Annotated in this window: 20 protein-coding genes; 14 read left to right on the top strand and 6 right to left on the bottom strand. The window is 66.2% G+C overall.

The window, feature by feature from the left end; all coding sequences use genetic code 11:
- The first annotated feature begins 13 nt into the window (after positions 1-13).
- The 12 genes from AC3WW4_RS06350 to AC3WW4_RS06295 all read left to right on the top strand — a co-directional run bounded on the left by AC3WW4_RS06350 (position 14) and on the right by AC3WW4_RS06295 (position 10,042).
- On the top strand, positions 14-265 hold the full coding sequence (locus AC3WW4_RS06350; RefSeq protein ID WP_488827531.1) for a HypC/HybG/HupF family hydrogenase formation chaperone: 252 nt from the start codon (positions 14-16) through the stop codon (positions 263-265).
- Positions 262-1,431, top strand: coding sequence for a hydrogenase formation protein HypD (gene hypD, locus AC3WW4_RS06345; protein ID WP_488827530.1), 1,170 nt, complete (start codon positions 262-264; stop codon positions 1,429-1,431). The genes AC3WW4_RS06350 and hypD overlap by 4 nt, the downstream gene beginning before the upstream one ends.
- Positions 1,428-2,516 (top strand): hydrogenase expression/formation protein HypE, encoded by a 1,089-nt coding sequence (hypE, locus tag AC3WW4_RS06340; RefSeq protein ID WP_488827528.1) that lies wholly within the window; start codon positions 1,428-1,430, stop codon positions 2,514-2,516. The genes hypD and hypE overlap by 4 nt, the downstream gene beginning before the upstream one ends.
- Positions 2,517-2,562: 46 nt before the next feature.
- Complete coding sequence (locus tag AC3WW4_RS06335) at positions 2,563-2,916, top strand: cupin domain-containing protein (protein ID WP_488827527.1); 354 nt, start codon at positions 2,563-2,565, stop codon at positions 2,914-2,916.
- Between the two features lie 13 nt (positions 2,917-2,929).
- Entirely contained in the window at positions 2,930-4,690 is a 1,761-nt protein-coding gene (locus tag AC3WW4_RS06330) for an NAD(P)H-dependent oxidoreductase subunit E (protein WP_488827526.1), read from the top strand.
- Positions 4,687-5,436: a 2Fe-2S iron-sulfur cluster-binding protein gene (locus AC3WW4_RS06325; protein WP_488827525.1), complete on the top strand. Its 750-nt coding sequence runs from the start codon at positions 4,687-4,689 to the stop codon at positions 5,434-5,436. Before AC3WW4_RS06330 ends, AC3WW4_RS06325 begins: the two co-directional genes overlap by 4 nt.
- Positions 5,436-6,017 carry an NADH-quinone oxidoreductase subunit B family protein gene (locus tag AC3WW4_RS06320; RefSeq protein WP_488827524.1) on the top strand — a complete coding sequence of 194 codons (582 nt, stop codon included), beginning with the start codon at positions 5,436-5,438 and terminating at the stop codon, positions 6,015-6,017. The genes AC3WW4_RS06325 and AC3WW4_RS06320 overlap by 1 nt, the downstream gene beginning before the upstream one ends.
- Before the next feature lie 6 nt (positions 6,018-6,023).
- Positions 6,024-7,556 (top strand): Ni/Fe hydrogenase subunit alpha, encoded by a 1,533-nt coding sequence (locus AC3WW4_RS06315; protein ID WP_488827523.1) that lies wholly within the window; start codon positions 6,024-6,026, stop codon positions 7,554-7,556.
- Entirely contained in the window at positions 7,553-8,125 is a 573-nt protein-coding gene (locus AC3WW4_RS06310; RefSeq protein ID WP_488827522.1) for a hydrogenase maturation protease, read from the top strand. The genes AC3WW4_RS06315 and AC3WW4_RS06310 overlap by 4 nt, the downstream gene beginning before the upstream one ends.
- Positions 8,118-8,459 carry a hydrogenase maturation nickel metallochaperone HypA/HybF gene (locus AC3WW4_RS06305; protein WP_488827521.1) on the top strand — a complete coding sequence of 114 codons (342 nt, stop codon included), beginning with the start codon at positions 8,118-8,120 and terminating at the stop codon, positions 8,457-8,459. Before AC3WW4_RS06310 ends, AC3WW4_RS06305 begins: the two co-directional genes overlap by 8 nt.
- Positions 8,460-8,533: 74 nt before the next feature.
- Positions 8,534-9,010 (top strand): CopD family protein, encoded by a 477-nt coding sequence (locus AC3WW4_RS06300; protein WP_488827520.1) that lies wholly within the window; start codon positions 8,534-8,536, stop codon positions 9,008-9,010.
- A gap of 447 nt (positions 9,011-9,457) precedes the next feature.
- Complete coding sequence (locus AC3WW4_RS06295) at positions 9,458-10,042, top strand: PEP-CTERM sorting domain-containing protein (protein ID WP_488827519.1); 585 nt, start codon at positions 9,458-9,460, stop codon at positions 10,040-10,042.
- Between the two features lie 96 nt (positions 10,043-10,138).
- Here AC3WW4_RS06295 and AC3WW4_RS06290 read toward each other — a convergent pair whose 3' ends face one another.
- From AC3WW4_RS06290 to AC3WW4_RS06275, 4 genes are read right to left on the bottom strand one after another with little or no spacing between them, the layout of a single operon-like run.
- Complete coding sequence (locus tag AC3WW4_RS06290) at positions 10,139-10,900, bottom strand: SGNH/GDSL hydrolase family protein (RefSeq protein WP_488827518.1); 762 nt, start codon at positions 10,898-10,900, stop codon at positions 10,139-10,141.
- Between the two features lie 30 nt (positions 10,901-10,930).
- Positions 10,931-11,746, bottom strand: coding sequence for a crotonase/enoyl-CoA hydratase family protein (locus tag AC3WW4_RS06285; RefSeq protein ID WP_488827517.1), 816 nt, complete (start codon positions 11,744-11,746; stop codon positions 10,931-10,933).
- A gap of 9 nt (positions 11,747-11,755) precedes the next feature.
- Positions 11,756-12,208, bottom strand: a complete 453-nt coding sequence (locus AC3WW4_RS06280; protein ID WP_488827516.1) for a nuclear transport factor 2 family protein — start codon at positions 12,206-12,208, stop codon at positions 11,756-11,758.
- Positions 12,209-12,210: 2 nt separating this feature from the next.
- The gene (locus AC3WW4_RS06275) at positions 12,211-14,232 is read right to left on the bottom strand and encodes an FAD-dependent oxidoreductase (RefSeq protein WP_488827514.1); all 2,022 of its coding nucleotides are present in this window, start codon (positions 14,230-14,232) and stop codon (positions 12,211-12,213) included.
- Positions 14,233-14,386: 154 nt separating this feature from the next.
- On the opposite strand from AC3WW4_RS06275, the gene AC3WW4_RS06270 reads away from it, so the two are divergent.
- Positions 14,387-14,935, top strand: a complete 549-nt coding sequence (locus tag AC3WW4_RS06270) for a PadR family transcriptional regulator (RefSeq protein ID WP_488827513.1) — start codon at positions 14,387-14,389, stop codon at positions 14,933-14,935.
- Positions 14,936-14,941: 6 nt separating this feature from the next.
- Here AC3WW4_RS06270 and AC3WW4_RS06265 read toward each other — a convergent pair whose 3' ends face one another.
- Together AC3WW4_RS06265 and AC3WW4_RS06260 are read right to left on the bottom strand one after the other, a co-directional pair.
- A complete protein-coding gene (locus AC3WW4_RS06265; RefSeq protein ID WP_488827512.1) occupies positions 14,942-15,664 on the bottom strand; it encodes a hypothetical protein in 723 nt (240 codons plus the stop codon).
- A 25-nt stretch (positions 15,665-15,689) separates the two neighbouring features.
- The gene (locus tag AC3WW4_RS06260) at positions 15,690-16,421 is read right to left on the bottom strand and encodes a hypothetical protein (RefSeq protein WP_488827510.1); all 732 of its coding nucleotides are present in this window, start codon (positions 16,419-16,421) and stop codon (positions 15,690-15,692) included.
- 125 nt (positions 16,422-16,546) lie between these two features.
- On the opposite strand from AC3WW4_RS06260, the gene AC3WW4_RS06255 reads away from it, so the two are divergent.
- Complete coding sequence (locus tag AC3WW4_RS06255; protein ID WP_300156005.1) at positions 16,547-16,765, top strand: oxidoreductase-like domain-containing protein; 219 nt, start codon at positions 16,547-16,549, stop codon at positions 16,763-16,765.

Genomic DNA, 16,765 nt, shown 5'->3' with positions numbered 1-16,765 from the left:
CGCCCACCCCACCATGTGCCTCGCCCTGCCCGCTCGTGTGATCTCGCTGGACGCCACCGGTCAGTCCGGTCAGGTGGACCTTGGCGGTGTGCGCAAGAACGTGTCGTTCGCCTTGCTCGACGAGGTAGCCGTGGGCGACCACGTGATCGTGCACGTGGGCTATGCGCTCAGCCGCCTCGACCCGGACGAAGCCGCGCAGACCCTGGCGCTGTTTGCCGAGCTGGCGGCCCACCATGCACAAGCCTCACCGGAAGTTGACGCATGAAATACGTCAGCGAGTTCCGCGACCCCACGCTGGCCCGCCACCTGGCCCAGAAGCTGGCCGATGCGGTCCAGCCCGGTCGCAGCTATCGCTTCATGGAGTTCTGCGGCGGCCACACCCATGCCCTGGCGCGCTACGGCGTGCTCGATCTGCTGCCGCCGCAGATCCAGATGATCCACGGCCCCGGCTGCCCCGTGTGCGTGCTGCCCATTGGCCGCATCGACATGGCGATTGAACTCGCAAGCCGCCCCGGCGTGATCCTGGCCAGCTACGGCGACACCCTGCGCGTGCCGGCGTCCGAGCAGCTCAGCCTGATCCGCGCCCGCGCCCAGGGTGCCGATGTGCGCATCGTCTACGCCGTGGACGATGCGCTCGCGCTGGCACGCGCCCACCCCGAGCGCGAGGTCGTCTTCCTCGCCATCGGCTTCGAGACCACCACGCCGCCCACCGCCGTGGCCCTGCAAACGGCCCTGCGCGAAGACCTGCGCAACTTCAGCGTGCTGTGCAACCACGTGCTCACGCCCGCGGCCATGCACGCCATCCTCGACCAGCCCGAGCACGTCCCGCTCGACGGTCTGGTCGGCCCCGCCCACGTCTCCACCATCATCGGCACCCAGCCCTACGAGGTCTTCGCGGCGCGCTACCGTCTGCCCGTGGTGATCGCCGGCTTCGAACCGCTGGACATGATGCAGGCCATCTTGATGCTGGTGCAGCAGGTCAACGAAGGCCGCGCCGAGGTCGAAAACGAATTCACCCGCGCCGTGAGCCCGCAGGGCAACACCCGCGCACAAGCCCTGGTGCACGAGGGTTTCGAGCTGCGTGAGGACTTTGCCTGGCGCGGTCTGGACCGCATCCCCCACAGCGCCCTGCGCCTGCGCTCCGCCTACGCCCGCTTCGATGCCGAGCTGCGCTTCGGCCTGCACGACCGCAGCGTGCCCGACCACCCGCAATGCCTGTGCGGCCCCATCCTGCGCGGCCAGCGCCAGCCGGTGGACTGCAAGCTCTTCGGCACCGTCTGCACGCCTGACAACCCGATGGGCGCCTGCATGGTCAGCTCCGAAGGCGCCTGCGCGGCCCACTACGCCTACGGCCGCCACCGTGCGCCGACTGCCACCACTGCGGCCACCAACAGATCCGCCGCCCCCTCTGAGCGGCCCCCTTCCACATGAGCCTCATCAAGCCCGGCTACGTGCGCCCCCTCGACCTCAAGCAAGGTCGCATCGACCTGACCCATGGCGCGGGTGGCCGCGCCAGCCACCAGCTCGTTCAAGAGGTCTTCCAGCCAGCGTTTGCGCGCACCTGGCCTCAGGTGAACGACCAGCCCAGGCAACCCGGCAGCGACGACGGCACCGTGCTGCCCATGCCCGACCACTTGCCCGCCGGACACCGCTTGGTGCTCTCCACCGACGCGCACGTGGTCTCCCCGCTGTTCTTTCCCGGTGGCGACATCGGCCAGCTCGCTGTCCACGGCACCGTCAACGACCTGGCCATGATGGGTGCCACGCCCCTGCACCTCACGGTCAGCCTCATCCTCGAAGAAGGCCTGCCGCTGGCCGACCTGGTGCGCATCGCCCGCGCCATGGCCGATGCGGCGTGCGAAGCCGGCGTGGCCATCGTCACCGGCGACACCAAGGTGGTCGAGCGCGGCAAGGGCGACGGCGCCTACATCAGCACCGCCGGCCTCGGCTGGGTCGCCCCCGATGTGCGCTTGTCTGGCACCAACGCCCAGCTGGGCGACGCCATCGTGCTGTCCGGCGCCATTGGCGAACATGGGCTGGCCGTGCTCAGCCAGCGCGAAGGCCTGCAGTTCGAATCCCCCACCACCTCCGACACCGCCCCCCTGAATAGCCTGGTGCAAGCCATGCTGCGCAGCGGCGCCCGCCTGCGCGTCTTGCGCGACCCCACACGCGGCGGCGTGGCCACCAGCCTCAATGAGATCGCCGCAGCCTCGGGCGTGGGCATGATGCTCGACGAGGCCGCCATCCCCCTGCAGGCCGCCGTCCAAGGCGCCTGCGAGCTGATGGGGCTGGACCCGCTCTACCTCGCCAACGAAGGCAAGCTGCTGGCCCTGTGCCACCCGGACGACGTGGACACCCTGCTGACCGCCATGCACGCCCACCCGCTGGGCACCCAGGCCTGCCGCATTGGCACCGTCACCGAAGACCCCCATCATTTCGTGCAAATGCGCACCGCCTTCGGTGGTTGTCGTATGCTGGACTGGTTGATGGGTGATCCCCTGCCTCGCATCTGCTGAGCCCGCACCACACGGTTCACCCGCCCCCCCACACAGGAGCGCAGCCATGGCCATCAAGCACGCCACCTCGGGAGACTTAGTCTCCACCCTTCCCTTGGGCCTCGCCCTGCAGGACACCCCCAGCCACGCCCTCGTCAAAGGGCGCGATCTGGAGGTCATCCGCTTGGTGCTGCCGGCGGGCAAGGCCATGCCCGACCATCAGGTTTCTGGCGAAGTCACGGTGCTGTGCCTGGAAGGCCGCATTGAGATGACCGTGTCCCAAGGTGTCCGCACCATGCAAGCCGGCGACCACGTCTACCTCGATGCCCGTGAGCCTCACAGCCTGCGTGCCCTTGAAGACGCCTCGGCCCTCCTCACCATCAGCCTGGCGGGCACCCTCGGCCAAACCGCCCTCACCTGACGCCTGCCTGACCATGCCTGCGCATCTGGACGATCTGCTCCACCGTTGGCCTGCAAGCCCCCAGAACCTGCTGCAGGTATTGCGCGCCATCCAGGCCCGCTTGGGCCACATCCCGCCCCAAGCCATGGAAGCCCTCGTGCAGCAATGGGGCCTGAGCTACACGGCCATCCGCAGCGTGGTCAGCTTCTATCACTTCCTCAGCTTCGAGCCGCGCGGTCGCTACACGGTCTATGTCAGCGACAGCGTCACCGACCGCATGCTGGGCAACGAGGCCTTGATCGCCCAGCTCTGCCAGAGACTGGGCGTAGCCGAAGGCATCACCCGCCCCGATGGCCTGGTGTCCGTGCACCGCACCGCCTGCACCGGCCTGTGTGACCAGGGCCCTGCCGGCCTCGTCAACGGCCGCCCGCTGGTGATGCTGACACCCCGACGCATCGACGAAATCGCCGACCTGATCCTGCTTGAGACCCCGGTGGACGCCTGGCCGGCCGACTTCTTTGCCGTGCACAACCCCGTCTGGCGTCACACGCTCACCCTGAGCCACCCCATTGCCCCCGGCACCGGCCTTCAGGCCATGCTGAGCCGGGGGGCCGACGGCATGCTGCACGCCTTGCAAACCGCCGGCCTGCGCGGCCGTGGCGGTGCGGGCTTTGCCACCTGGCAAAAATGGCAGGCCTGTCGCAACGCCCCCGGCCCGCGCGCCATCACCTGCAATGCCGACGAGGGCGAACCCGGCACCTTCAAAGACCGCATGCTGCTGATGCAATGGGCCCACGAGGTCTTTGAAGGCATGACGATCGCCGCCCTGACCGTCGGCGCCACCCAGGGCTTCCTCTACCTGCGCGGCGAGTACGAATTCATCGCCCCGCACCTGCGTGACGTGCTGGCCCAACGCCGTGCCCAAGGCCTGCTGGGCTTTGACGTGGCCGGCAGCGGCCAGGCCTTCGACATCGCTCTGCACCTGGGCGCGGGCGCCTACGTTTGCGGCGAAGAGACCGCCCTGATCGAATCGGTGGAGGGCAAGCGCGGCATCCCGCGCACCCGCCCTCCTTTCCCGGTCGACCGGGGCTACCTGGGCCTGCCCACCGTCAACAACAACGTCGAAACCTTCGTGCAGGTGGCCCAGATTGCCGTACACGGGGGCGACTGGTTCGCCGCCCAGGGCACCGCCCAGTCCAAGGGCACCCGCATCCTCAGCGTCTCGGGTGACGTGACCCGCCCCGGCCTCTATGAAATCCCCTGGGGCGTGACCGTGGCCGAGGTCCTGCAAGACGCCGGCGCGCACGACGTACAGGCCGTGCTCGTCGGCGGGCCCTCCGGCAAACTGATCGACGCCAGCCAGTTGCAGCGCCAGATCAGCTTCGAAGACCTGCCCACCGGCGGCGCCTTCACCGTCTTCAACCAAAGCCGGGACATGCTGGACGTCGCCCGCCAGTACACGCACTTCTTCGCCCACGAATCCTGCGGTTTCTGCACGCCCTGCCGCGTCGGCTGCGTGCAACTGGTCGACACCGCCGACCGCCTGATGAGCGGCCACGCCGGCCGGCACGACCTCGAACGCCTGCGTGACACTGGTGCGCTCATGCAACGTGTGAGCCACTGCGGCCTGGGCCAGACGGCCGCCCACCCGTTGCTCGACGTGCTCGCCCACTTCCCCGAACAGGTCGAGCGCCGCCTGGTGCCCAGCCTGCACGCCTTTGACCTGGACGCCGCCTGCGTGGACATGGCCCACCTGCCCACCCACGCCCCTCACCGCACGGAAAGCCCGGCATGAGCGCGCCCAGCCCCCCCACGCCCACAGCCATCACCACGCCCCAGGCCACGCCCGACACCTTCCTGCTCGACGGCCGCCCCATCCCTTTCCAGCCTGGCCAGACCCTGATGCAAGCGGCCCAGGCCGCAAGCGTCTACATCCCGCACCTGTGCCACCATGCCGACTTCGACCCGATCGGCAGCTGCAAGGTCTGCAGCGTGCGCATCCAGGGACGTACGGTGGCCTCCTGCACGATGCCCGCCCGCCCCGGCCTGGTGGTCGAGTCGGAAACGCCTGAGCTCCATCACGACCGCCAGCGCCTCACCCAGATGCTGTTCGTGGAAGGCCAGCACCACTGCCCCTTCTGCGAGAAAAGCGGCGCCTGCCACCTGCAGGCCGTGGCCTACCACCTCGACATGCAGGACACGCACTTCGTGCACACCGCCCCGCACCACGAGGTCGATGCCTCCCACCCCGACGTCTGGCTCGACCGCAGCCGCTGCATCCTGTGCGAGCTGTGCGTGCGCGCCAGCCGCGAGGCGGACGGCAAGAACGTCTTCGCCATCGGCGGGCGCGGCGCCCACACCACCTTGCTCGTCAACAGCCCCAGCGGCCAGCTGCACGACAGCGACGTGGCCGTGACCGACCGCGCCGTGCACATCTGCCCCGTGGGCGCCCTGATGCCCAAACGCCAGGGCTTCGTCATCCCCATCGGCCAGCGCCCTTACGACGCCGCCGACATCGCCCGGCGCCCGGAGGACAGCTGATGAGCGCCGACGCCCCCCAGAACACGGCGAACACCGCCCCCCCTAAAAAGCTGCGCATCGCCACCTGCTCCCTGGCTGGCTGCTTTGGCTGCCACATGTCCTTCCTGGACGTGGACGAAGCCCTGGCCGACCTGATCGAGCACATCGAGTTCGACCGCAGCCCGCTGACCGACATCAAACACGTCAGCACAGACGGCGTGGACATCGGTCTGATCGAAGGCGGCCTGTGCAACAAGGAGAACGTCGAGGTGCTGCGCGAGTTCCGTGCCCGCTGCACCACCCTGGTCGCCGTGGGCGCCTGCGCCATGTACGGCGGGGTCCCCGCGCTGCGCAACGGTATCCCCGTCTCCGAGCTGGTGGCCGAAGCCTACTTGGGCAACGACCTGCACAACCCGCAAATCCCCAGCGACCCCGAGCTGCCCCCACTGCTCAACAAGGTGCTGCCGCTGCACGAGGTCGTTCCCATCGACGTGACCCTGGCGGGTTGCCCGCCCCCGGCCGTGGCCTTCCGCGAGTTGATCCTGGCCGCGCTGGCACAACGCGCCGCCGTGATCCCCCGCACCGATCGCCATTTCGACTGAGCCACCATGCCCCACCCGCTTGAAACCGCCACCGACCCGGCCAGCCTGAACCGCGTGGTCATCGAGCCCGTGAGCCGCGTCGAAGGCCATGGCAAGGTCACCCTGCTGCTCGACGAGCACCGCCGCGTCCAGCAAGCCCGCCTGCACATCGTCGAGTTCCGCGGCTTCGAGCGCTTCATCCAGGGCCGCCCGTACTGGGAAGTGCCGATCATGGTGCAGCGTCTGTGCGGCATCTGCCCGGTCAGCCACCTGCTGGCCTCCAGCAAGGCCTGCGACGCCTTCGTCATTGGCAAGGGGCGCCTCACGCCCCCCGCCGAGAAACTGCGTCGCCTGCTGCACTTCGCCCAGGTGCTGCAGTCCAACGCCCTGCACTTCTTCCACCTCGCCTCCCCTGACCTGCTGTTCGGCTTTGACGACGCCGTGGCCCACCGCAACATCGTCGGCGTGCTGCAGGATGAACGCGAACTGGGCCTGCAAGGCATCCGCATCCGCAAGTACGGGCAGGAAATCATCCGCCTGCTGACGGGCAAGCGCATACACGGTACCGGCTCGGTGCCGGGCGGCTTCAACAAGGCCCTGTCCGTGAGCGACCGCGACCTGATGCGCACCGACATCGGCCAGATCATCGCGTGGTGCGACAGCACCCTGGGGCTGGCCCGCGACCTCTTCCTGGCCGGCCAGCCCGAACACGGTCGCTTTGCCAACGTCCCCTCCAGCTTCATGTCCCTGGTGCGCCCCGATGGCGCAGCCGACCTGTACGACGGCGCCTTGCGCGTGAAAGACGCCCAGGGCCAGCTCATCGTCGACCAGGTCGATGCGCAGGACTACCAGCAGCTGATCAGCGAAGAGGTCAAGCCCTGGACCTATATGAAGTTCCCGTATCTGCGCGCGCTCGGCCCTGAGCATGGCTGGTACAGCGTGGGCCCGATGGCCCGCATCAACAACGCCACCTACCTCGACACGCCCCGCGCCGAGGCGGCCCGTCAGGCCTTTGTGACCTGGGGCGACGGCAAGCCGGTGACCGCGGCGCTGGCCCAGCACTGGGCCCGCATGATCGACACCTTGCACTGCGCCGAAAGCATCGAGCGCCTGCTGCACGATCCGGACATCGTCGGCACCGATCTGATGGCCACCGGCACCCCGCTGCGCGAAGGCATCGGCGTGATCGAGGCCCCGCGTGGCACGCTCATCCACCACTTCCGCGTGGGGGACGACGACCTCATCAACTACGCCAACCTGATCGTCTCGACCACGCACAACAACACCGCGATGAACGAGGCCGTGCGCAGTGTCGCGGCCGAATACTTCGATGGCCGCGAGATCACCGAAGGCCTGCTCAACCACATCGAAGTCGCCATCCGCGCCTACGACCCCTGCCTGTCGTGCGCCACGCATGCCGTGGGCAAGATGCCCCTGCGCATCGAGGTGGTCGAGGCCGATGGGCAACTGGCCGATGTGCTACTCAAGCACGAGGACGGCACGCTGGAGCGCCCCATGGCGCATCGCGCCCCGGCCAACTGGCCCCCGCTTGGCGCATGAACGCCCTCAGCCTGATCGACGGCGACGCGCCGCTGCCGACCGACTGGGCCCGCACGCTCGTGGTGGCCGTGGGCAACCCCAGCCGCGGCGACGATGCCGCCGGTCCGCTGCTCGCCGAACGCCTCTCGTCATGGCTGAGCGACGAGGACCACCACCAAGACGGCACCCGCGCGCACGACCTCACCATCCTCTGCGACCAACAGTTGATGGTGGAGCACGCCTACGACCTGCGCGGCCGCGATCGCGTGCTGTTCATCGACGCCGCGGCTCGGCAGGGGAAGCCGGTGCAATGGCAGCGCATCGAAGCCAGCGCCAGCGGCCCGGCCATCAGCAGCCATCAATGCACACCCAGCCAGTTGCTGCACCTGTGTGCACACACCCTGCAGATCCCGCCTCCCCGTGCCTGGCTGCTGTCCCTGCGCGGCGAAGACTTCGAGCTGGGCGCCCCGGTGTCGGCCACCATGCAAGACGCCATGGATCAAGCCTGGAACGAGCTCCTCGACTGGGTAACCACGCCAGAGGTCCACGCGCGGTCGGTCAGCCAATCAAACGATCCTCACGATGCATGAAGCCTCACTGGCCATCGAGGTCATCGCCCTGCTGGAGCGACAACGCAACACGCTCTCGCGCATCACCCGCATCGTGCTCGACATCGGTGCCTTAGGCAGTGTCGATGAAGACGCGCTGCGCACCGCCTTGCTGGCCGCCTTGCCAGGCACCCTGGCCGAAGGCGCGGACATCGAGATGCACACCATCCCCGCCCAGGCACGCTGCCCGCAATGCGCCACGGTGTACGAACCACCCGACCGCATCGAGCCCTGTCCGCACTGCGGCTCGGCCCGCAAACAATGGTTGAGCGGGCAGTCCCTCACTCTGCGCAGCGTGGAAGGCACACCGCGCTGATGCAAGGCGCCAAGCTCCCGGCCGGCAAGTATCATCCTTTAGAGATGAATGCCACCTCCTTCTGGGACTGAACGATGATCTACGCGCTCCTCAAGACTGTTCATGTGCTGTCCATCATCGTGTGGATCGGTGGCATGGTGTTTGCGCACTTCTTCCTGCGGCCGGCGGTTGCTCAGCTGGAGCCTCCAGCGCGGTTGCGGCTGATGCACGATGTGCTCGAGCGCTTCTTCCAGGCCGTGCTCATGGTCTCACTGCTGACTCTGGCCAGCGGCGTGTGGATGCTGGGTCGTGTGGCCAAGCAGGTGGTGCAGTCGGGGGGCAGCTTCGAGATGCCGCTGGCCTGGACCGTCATGGCGGTGCTGGGCGTCGTCATGGTGGCGATCTTCATGCACATCCGCTTTGTGCTTTTCAGGAGGCTCGACGGGGCCGTTGCAGCGGCAGAGTGGGCCGCCGGTGGTGCGGCTCTGGCGCAGATTCGTACATGGGTCTCGATCAACCTCGGCCTGGGTGTTTTGGTGCTGCTCGTCACGCTCATGCGCTGGACGACTTGAGTCCAGCCCCTGCCTCCCATTTCCGCGCGTCGCAGACGGCAACAAACTGATCTGCGACATTCCAGGGCTGTGCCGGGACAGTGGCGACCGTCAATGATTGACGTTGAAGGCCCGTGACCTCCACCGAATGCTTTGCCCGCGACACCAGTCGCTCGGCGGCACGCCATCCAGCAAGCCGGCTAGAACAGCAACTCCTGAGCTGCCACGTCTTGGTGGGATAGGACAGCTTCCCTTGAACGCTTTCCCAAGGACTTTCGCCGCCGTGTTTGCCTTCTTCTCGGCGCCATTGAATGTCGAAAATCTTTACACCTATCAGAGCGGCAATCTGCCCATGATTGCGGTAGCACATTGATTCGTATCAATATTTATATGTTGGCATGATTTTCGCTGTACTGGCATGCCTGTCCATCTTGGCCGGCGTTAACCAGATTTTGAGGGAACCACGCAATGGCCAGCTTTATTCAGAACCGTCTTTCCAGCGCACGCAACGGAGTGGTTGCGGCCGCTTGTCTGCTGGCTTTTGGCGGTACCGCGCAAGCTGACGTTGTCGCGTGGAACTGGGTGGCCGGCCCTGGCGTCCTGACAAGCAGTCAAAGTGGCAACGTCACCTCGTTGACAGAAGTCAATCCCACCTCCCCCTTTGGCACCAGCACCTGGATCGCACAGGCCACCGTGGCCGATGCAGGCGACTACTCGTTCGACTTCCGACTCCAAGGCTTCTTCGCGTACTACCAAGTCATGCTGACTTTGAGTGCAGTGGATGCCAGTGGCACACAGACCATCCTGAGCGCAGGGCCCGCCTCTTGCTGCGATGCGCCTTCTAGTGGTTTCGACTACGTCGGCACGTACACGTTTACTGGCTTGAGTGCTGGCGAGAACATCCAGTTCATTTGGACTGGCGTTAACAACGATTCAAACCGCAACATGAACAGCACGCTGACCTTGACTCAGCATGTTCCAGAACCAGCGTCGCTGGCGCTGGTGAGTTTGGCGTTGCTGGGTGCAGGCCTGACCGGTCGCCGAAAGTCGTGAGATGTGGGCAGGAGGGTGGCCTACGCCCTCCTGTCACACCAATCAGTTCGAGAGAGGCCCAAGGCTGAACGGCCACCATCACTCAAAGTGATGGGCTCATCGTGCAGCTGAGCTGCCCTCGACGTGCTCAGGCGACGCACTAAGGCGATTGTGCTGCACCCGGATCCGCGCCGCCAACGCTCCCGCCCAGGCCGCATACGCCAAAGCCCCCGGATGAAACCCATCATCCGCCATGTAGCGCAGGTCCATCGGAAAATCCGCGCCCACCACTTCACAGCCCGGCTGGCCGGCCACCCAGCGCCGCTGCGCCTGGTCTAAACGTGTGGCACACCGCCCCAGATACCACCGCAAAGGCTGCGGCAAGGCCGGAAACAAATGCACCGGCGGCAAGGCCGACAGGATCACCTGCTGAGCCTGATGCCCTTGCTTCAACTCCGTCACCAGTGACGCCAGACCGTGCAGCCAATGCGCCATGCGCGTGCGCCCCGTGGCATCGTTCACACCCACCGCAACCACCACCACATCGAACGGCTCGGCGGGTAGCCCCCGCACCGCCGCCCGCACATCGGCCAGCTTGTGGCCCGTGCAGGCCAGCAAGGTCCATTGCACCGTGAAATCGCGTGACAAGGCCTGCGTCAAACGCCCGCTCAGCGCCTCATCCTGATGCGCCGCGCCCACGCCCGCCGCCGAAGAGTCACCCACGATCAGCAAGCGCAACATCGGCCCTTGGCCGATCACGCCGGCACGCAGCCCCGGCGGTTCGGGCAACGCCAGCGTGCGCCGACGCACCCAGCGCCCCTGCACCAACAGCAGCGGCGCCAAGCCCAGCGTGAGGGCACCGTGTAACCAGCGTTCCACCCTGTTGCCCTCCACCGCCGGCAGTGGCGATCAGTCCTTGAACTGAGGCGTCTGCTTGGCCATGCTGGCCATCATCGCCGTCGTCAGGTCGCTGGACATCAGCATCGCCGCATTCCACGTTGCGATGTAGTTCAGGCCATCGGCCACCGAATGGTCGCGGCTGTAGTTCAGCATTTCCTTCGTGCCACGGATCGACAGCGGCGATTTCGACGCAATCAAGGCCGCCATCTCGCGCACACCGGCTTGCATCGCCTCACGCGTCTCGAACACCTGGTTGACCAGGCCGATGCGCAGCGCCTCGTCGGCCAGCACCTTGCGGCCCGTGAACGCCATCTCACGCACGATGCCCTGGTTGCCGATCAGCTTGGGCAGGCGCTGCAGCGTGCCCACGTCGGCCACCATGCCAATGTCGATCTCCTTGATCGTGAAGTACGCATCGGCCGAGCAATAGCGCATGTCGGTGCAGCTGATCAGGTCCACCCCACCGCCCACGCAGCCGTTGTGGATCGCTGCCAGCACCGGCTTGCGGCAGCGCTCGATGCTGCTGAGCGTGTCCTGCAGCTCCAGCACCAGCGCGCGCAGCTTCTCGCGCGAACGGCCGTCGCAATCGTCCTTGATCTGGGCCTGCAGGCCCATCATCATCGTCAGGTCAATGCCCGAGGTGAAGTGCTTGCCCTCACCTTCCAGGATCACCACGCGCACCTCGGGCGTGCGATCGGCCCACTGCATCGCGCTGCGGATGTCCTGCCACATCTGCCAGTTCATGGCATTGGCCTTCTCCGGCCGGTTGAGCTTGACGGTGGCAATGTGCTGGTCCACCGACACAGCCAGGGTTTCAAATTGCATGGGGATTTCTCACTGTCCAGATTGAGACACTTGGGCCTTGTAGGCCGGCAGGTACGCGGCCAGGCGTGCGCCCATCTCGGCGCCCAGGGCCTGCAGGCCGCTCATCGGTCGCACCATCACCTCGAAGTCGACGATCTTGCCGTCTTCATCGAAGCGGATCATGTCGATGCCCTTGAGCTGCTTGTCGGCCACTGTGGCGCTGAACTCCAGCACCACATTGAGGCCATCGCTTGAGACCAGGGTGCGGTGATAGGTGAAGTCCTGGAAGACCTGCAACACCGTGGTCAGGATGAGGTTCACCGCCGTGGCGCTCACATACGGCTTGAACGCCATCGGCGAACGGAACACCGCATCGTCGCGCAGGATCGAGGGCAAGCGGCCCAGATCCTGCTGCGCCACCATCTCGTGCCACAGCGCCAGCGAGGCCGCCACCTGCGGATTCAAATTCGGTGACGTCGCCATGATCACAACGCCGCAGCCACTTCGGTGCCTTGCTTGATGGCGCGCTTGGCGTCCAGCTCAGCAGCCACATCCGCGCCCCCGATCAGGGTCACCTTCTGCCCAGCGGCTTCCAGACCTGCCTGCAACGCACGGAAGGGCTCCTGACCGGCGCACAGCACGACGTTGTCCACCGGCAGCAGCACGTCCTTGCCACCCACGCTGATGTGCAGGCCCGCGTCGTCGATCTTGTTGTAGGTCGCGCCGGCAATCATCTCCACATTGCGGTTCTTCAGCGACGTACGGTGGATCCAACCCGTGGTCTTGCCCAGGCCATCGCCCACCTTGCTGGTCTTGCGCTGCAGCAGATAGATCTGGCGCGGGGCCTTGTCCAGGTGCGGTGCCTTGATGCCGCCACGGTCCTTGTACTCCGCGTCAATGCCCCACTCTTCATTGAACTTGGCCAGGTTCAGCGCTGGGCTCTCACCTTCGTGCGTCAGGTACTCCGACACGTCAAAGCCAATGCCACCGGCACCGATCACCGCCACGTTCTTGCCCACCGGCTTCTTGTCGCGCAGCACGTCCAGGTAGCTCAGCACCTTCGGGTGGTCCACGCCCTCAATGGGCGGGGTGCGCGGCGTCACGCCGGTCGCCAGCAAGATCTCGTCAAAGCCGCCCTTGACCAGTTCGTCCACGCCCACGCGGGTGTTGAACTGCGCCTTCACGCCCGACAGCTTGATCTCGTTGCGGAAGTAACGCAGCGTCTCGTAAAACTCTTCCTTGCCCGGAATCTGCTTGGCAATGTTGAACTGCCCACCCACATCGTCGCCAGCTTCGAACAAAGTCACCTCGTGGCCGCGTCGAGCCGCCGTCGTGGCCGCCGCCAAGCCCGCCGGGCCCGCGCCCACCACGGCGATGCGCTTCTTCGCCACCACCGGTTCAATCTTCAAAATCGTCTCATGGCAGGCACGCGGGTTCACCAGACACGAGGTGATCTTGCCGCTGAAGGTGTGGTCCAGGCAGGCCTGGTTGCAACCAATGCAGGTGTTGATCTCGTCGGCCTTGCCGGCGGCTGCCTTGTTCACAAAATCCGGGTCGGCCAGCAGCGGACGCGCCATCGACACCATGTCGGCACAGCCCTCGGCCAGGATCTTCTCGCCCACGTCCGGCGTGTTGATGCGGTTGGTCGTGATCAGCGGGATCTTGACTTTGCCCTTCATCTTCTGCGTCACCCAGGCAAAAGCACCTCGCGGCACGCTGGTGGCAATGGTCGGGATGCGGGCTTCGTGCCAGCCAATGCCGGTGTTGATGATCGTGGCGCCAGCGGCTTCCACGGCCTGGGCCAGTTGCACCACCTCGTCAAAGGTCGAGCCACCCTCCACCAGGTCCAGCATGGACAGGCGGTAGATGATGATGAAGTTCGGGCCCACACGCTCACGCGTGCGGCGCACGATCTCCACCGGGAAGCGCATGCGGTTCTCGTACGCGCCACCCCATTCGTCGTCGCGCTGGTTGGTGCGCGCCGCGATGAACTCGTTGATCAGATAGCCCTCGGAGCCCATGATCTCCACGCCGTCGTAGCCGGCCTTCTGGGCCATGGCCGCGCTGTGCGCGTAGTCATTGATCGTGCGCTCCACCTCTTCCGTGGTCAGCGCGCGCGGCGGCATCGGCGAAATCGGCGCCTTGATCGCACTCGGCGCCACCAGGCCGGGGTGGTAGGCATAGCGGCCAAAGTGCAGGATCTGCATCGCGATCTTGCCGCCAGCGGCGTGCACGGCGTCCGTCACCACCTTGTGCTTTTCCGCCTCTTCTTCCGAGGCCATGCGCGCACCACCCGGATACGGGCGGCCGTCGTCGTTCGGGGCAATCCCACCGGTCACCATCAAGGCCACCCCACCGCGGGCACGCTCGGCATAGAAGGCGGCCATGCGCTCGAAGCCATCCTTGGCCTCTTCCAGACCCACGTGCATCGAGCCCATCAGGACACGGTTGCGCAGCGTGGTGAAGCCCAGGTCAAGCGGTTGCAGAAGATGGGGATAAGCGCTCATGGGATGACTCTCTCTTGCGTGACAAGGAATGGGGGGAACAGCGACAAATTCAGACAACGCAACTATGCAACCAGTTGCATGAAAGCATATTAGGGGATTCGCGATCCGTATGCAACTGGTTGCATGGTTGAGACGAGCCACGTAGACTGGCGCCATGTCGCTCTCCCACGCCTTGATGACGTCCCTGCTGGAAAAATCGTCCTCAGGCTACGACCTCGCCCGCCGTTTTGACAAGTCCATCGGCTATTTCTGGCGCGCCACCCACCAGCAGATCTACCGCGAGCTCGCCCGCATGGAAAAAGCTGGCTGGATCACATCGGAGGCAGCCCCCGATGGCGGCCGCACCCGCAAGAAGATCTACCAAGTGCTCGACGCCGGCCGCACCGAGCTCGAACGCTGGGCCCGCGAGCCCGCCCCGCTCTTCGACATGCGTGACGAGTTCATGGTGCGCCTGCGCGCCGACGCCGTCATCGGCCCCCTGGGCCTGCACAGCGAAGTCGAACGCCGCCTGGCCCTGCACAGCACCAAGCTCGCCGCCTACCGCGCCATCGAAGCCCGGGACTTCCCCCACGGCAAGCCGCTCACCCGCGAGGCCCGCATTCAGCACCTCATCCTGCAGACCGGGCTCATGTACGAGCAAAGCTGGGTGCACTGGTGCGAAAACGCCCTCACCGTGCTCGCGCAAGACGAGCCCGCCTGCTAGCGCAACTCAAGGTTCACGGCGCGTGACCCAGGCCAGGTCAAAGGGCACGCGCAAACGCGCATCGACGATCGTCATCGGCACCGGCTCCTGGGGCCCGAATAAGCGAAACGCCGTCTGCGTCCGCATCTGCGCCACGACGTCGCCCTGCACCTGAGGGCGCAGCGCCAACACCGTGTCCACCGGCACGTTCACGCTCTCGCGCAACTCACCGCTGACCGCCACATCCAGGTCCAGAGGCACCTCGGCACGCACCGGCACCACCAGGTGCACCGGCAAACGCAGCTGCACCGGCACCGTCACATCCAGCGGCGGCAACCACCGGTGCACCGGTGCATGCAAGCGAGCCACGGTCGAAATCAGCACCTCATGGTCCACCCGCACCTCCGTGGACACCGGCAGCACCGTCTTCAGCCGCACCCGGGCCTGCACGCTGTCGCGCAACTGCACAGGCACGACCTGACTCACCGGCACATTCACCTTGAAAGCCTGTGGAAACTGCAACCTCAAGGGTGACGACATCTCCGCCAGCGCCGGCAATCCCGAGGGCAGACGCACACGCACAGCCTGCTCCCGCACCATGATGTGGCTCTCGAAGCGCGCATAAAACCACATCACCCCACCGGCCATCAACGCCAGCCAGAGCAACAGCAAGGCGACACTGACCACGAACAGCGCCCCCGGCCGCACCGGGCGATGCCAGCCTCGCGGCGGACTCGATGCAGGCGCCACGATCCGCTGCCCCGCCTGCATCATGTCAACGCCCACCCGTCGCCCGCCAACCCAGCGTCACCGCGTTGAACGGAATCGTCAGGTCCATCAGGTCCAGGCCCGCCGCCACCGTGGGCTGCGGAAACGTCAGGCGCGCACTCACGGGCGCCATCAAGGGCACCGCCAGCGCCTGGCGAATCGGCACCCGGGTCTCGATCACCGTATCGATGTGTGCGCGCAAAGGCGCCTGCATCGTCACCTGCGCCGTGCGCACCAGCGCCACCGGCAGATCGTGTTGAATGGGAATGTTCAGATCGATCGGCACCGAGGCCTTCACCGGCACCTTGCCCTGAATGGGCAAAGTCATGGCGATGCCCCACACCCGCGTCTGCACCTGCGTGTCCAGCTCGATCACCTGGTCCACCTCGATCACCTGCTTGACCGGCACCGTCAGCCGAATCGGCACCACCGTGTCGATGCTCACCGTCATCGGCACGGTCTGCTTGATGGCAATGTCCAGGTCCTGCTTGATCGGCACGCGCAGCGGTACCATCTGGTCCACCTGCACCTGGACCTTGCGGCTCACCTCGGCCTCCACAGCCAGCTCTTTGGGCAGGCGGATCTGCACGTCCTGCTCATGCAAGACCACGCGCGCCGCCAGGTTCTGCCACGCCCACCAGCCCGCCGCCAGCGCCACCGCGCACATCAGCAGCAACAGCGCAGCCGACGTCAGGATCAGGTGCTTCCAGGTCACCACATGACCATAAACCGCCAGCATCGGGCCATCACCCGCCGACGTATCGGCACCTGACAGAGGGGAAGAAGAAGGAGTCCGTTTCACGCGCAGACTATGCCACGCCCCCTTGGCTAAAATGGGGGGTTTGCACGATGCCTTTGTCGCCCATGAACCCGCACGACGGCGCTTTTCACGACCTGCCCTCGGCCCGGGCCATGTTTGAGGCCCTGCAGGCGCGTGCAGCGGCGCAAGGCCTGAGCCTGCGCCCACCACCGCCCGAGCCCACCAGTTGCTGCGGCCGCGGCTGCAACGGCTGCGTGTGGGAGGGCTACTACGCCGCCACCACCTACTGGCGCGACGAAGCCCTGCTTATCCTCGCCGACTGA

This window comes from Aquabacterium sp. TM01 (assembly GCF_057808345.1).
Note: the sequence above shows the minus strand (reverse complement) of the source record. Positions and strands in the feature narration are given on the sequence as shown.

What these genes read in the sequence shown, in the direction of transcription:
- AC3WW4_RS06320 (WP_488827524.1), top strand. Translation starts at nt 5,436, where the DNA reads ATGAGCGCCGACGCCCCCCAGAACACGGCGAACACCGCCCCCCCTAAA.
- AC3WW4_RS06285 (WP_488827517.1), bottom strand. Translation starts at nt 11,746, where the DNA reads ATGCAATTTGAAACCCTGGCTGTGTCGGTGGACCAGCACATTGCCACC.
- AC3WW4_RS06295 (WP_488827519.1), top strand. Translation starts at nt 9,458, where the DNA reads ATGGCCAGCTTTATTCAGAACCGTCTTTCCAGCGCACGCAACGGAGTG.
- AC3WW4_RS06350 (WP_488827531.1), top strand. Translation starts at nt 14, where the DNA reads ATGTGCCTCGCCCTGCCCGCTCGTGTGATCTCGCTGGACGCCACCGGT.
- AC3WW4_RS06305 (WP_488827521.1), top strand. Translation starts at nt 8,118, where the DNA reads ATGCATGAAGCCTCACTGGCCATCGAGGTCATCGCCCTGCTGGAGCGA.
- AC3WW4_RS06330 (WP_488827526.1), top strand. Translation starts at nt 2,930, where the DNA reads ATGCCTGCGCATCTGGACGATCTGCTCCACCGTTGGCCTGCAAGCCCC.
- AC3WW4_RS06315 (WP_488827523.1), top strand. Translation starts at nt 6,024, where the DNA reads ATGCCCCACCCGCTTGAAACCGCCACCGACCCGGCCAGCCTGAACCGC.
- hypD (WP_488827530.1), top strand. Translation starts at nt 262, where the DNA reads ATGAAATACGTCAGCGAGTTCCGCGACCCCACGCTGGCCCGCCACCTG.
- AC3WW4_RS06325 (WP_488827525.1), top strand. Translation starts at nt 4,687, where the DNA reads ATGAGCGCGCCCAGCCCCCCCACGCCCACAGCCATCACCACGCCCCAG.
- AC3WW4_RS06280 (WP_488827516.1), bottom strand. Translation starts at nt 12,208, where the DNA reads ATGGCGACGTCACCGAATTTGAATCCGCAGGTGGCGGCCTCGCTGGCG.
- AC3WW4_RS06260 (WP_488827510.1), bottom strand. Translation starts at nt 16,421, where the DNA reads ATGCTGGCGGTTTATGGTCATGTGGTGACCTGGAAGCACCTGATCCTG.
- AC3WW4_RS06300 (WP_488827520.1), top strand. Translation starts at nt 8,534, where the DNA reads ATGATCTACGCGCTCCTCAAGACTGTTCATGTGCTGTCCATCATCGTG.
- hypE (WP_488827528.1), top strand. Translation starts at nt 1,428, where the DNA reads ATGAGCCTCATCAAGCCCGGCTACGTGCGCCCCCTCGACCTCAAGCAA.
- AC3WW4_RS06255 (WP_300156005.1), top strand. Translation starts at nt 16,547, where the DNA reads ATGAACCCGCACGACGGCGCTTTTCACGACCTGCCCTCGGCCCGGGCC.
- AC3WW4_RS06275 (WP_488827514.1), bottom strand. Translation starts at nt 14,232, where the DNA reads ATGAGCGCTTATCCCCATCTTCTGCAACCGCTTGACCTGGGCTTCACC.
- AC3WW4_RS06270 (WP_488827513.1), top strand. Translation starts at nt 14,387, where the DNA reads ATGTCGCTCTCCCACGCCTTGATGACGTCCCTGCTGGAAAAATCGTCC.
- AC3WW4_RS06335 (WP_488827527.1), top strand. Translation starts at nt 2,563, where the DNA reads ATGGCCATCAAGCACGCCACCTCGGGAGACTTAGTCTCCACCCTTCCC.
- AC3WW4_RS06310 (WP_488827522.1), top strand. Translation starts at nt 7,553, where the DNA reads ATGAACGCCCTCAGCCTGATCGACGGCGACGCGCCGCTGCCGACCGAC.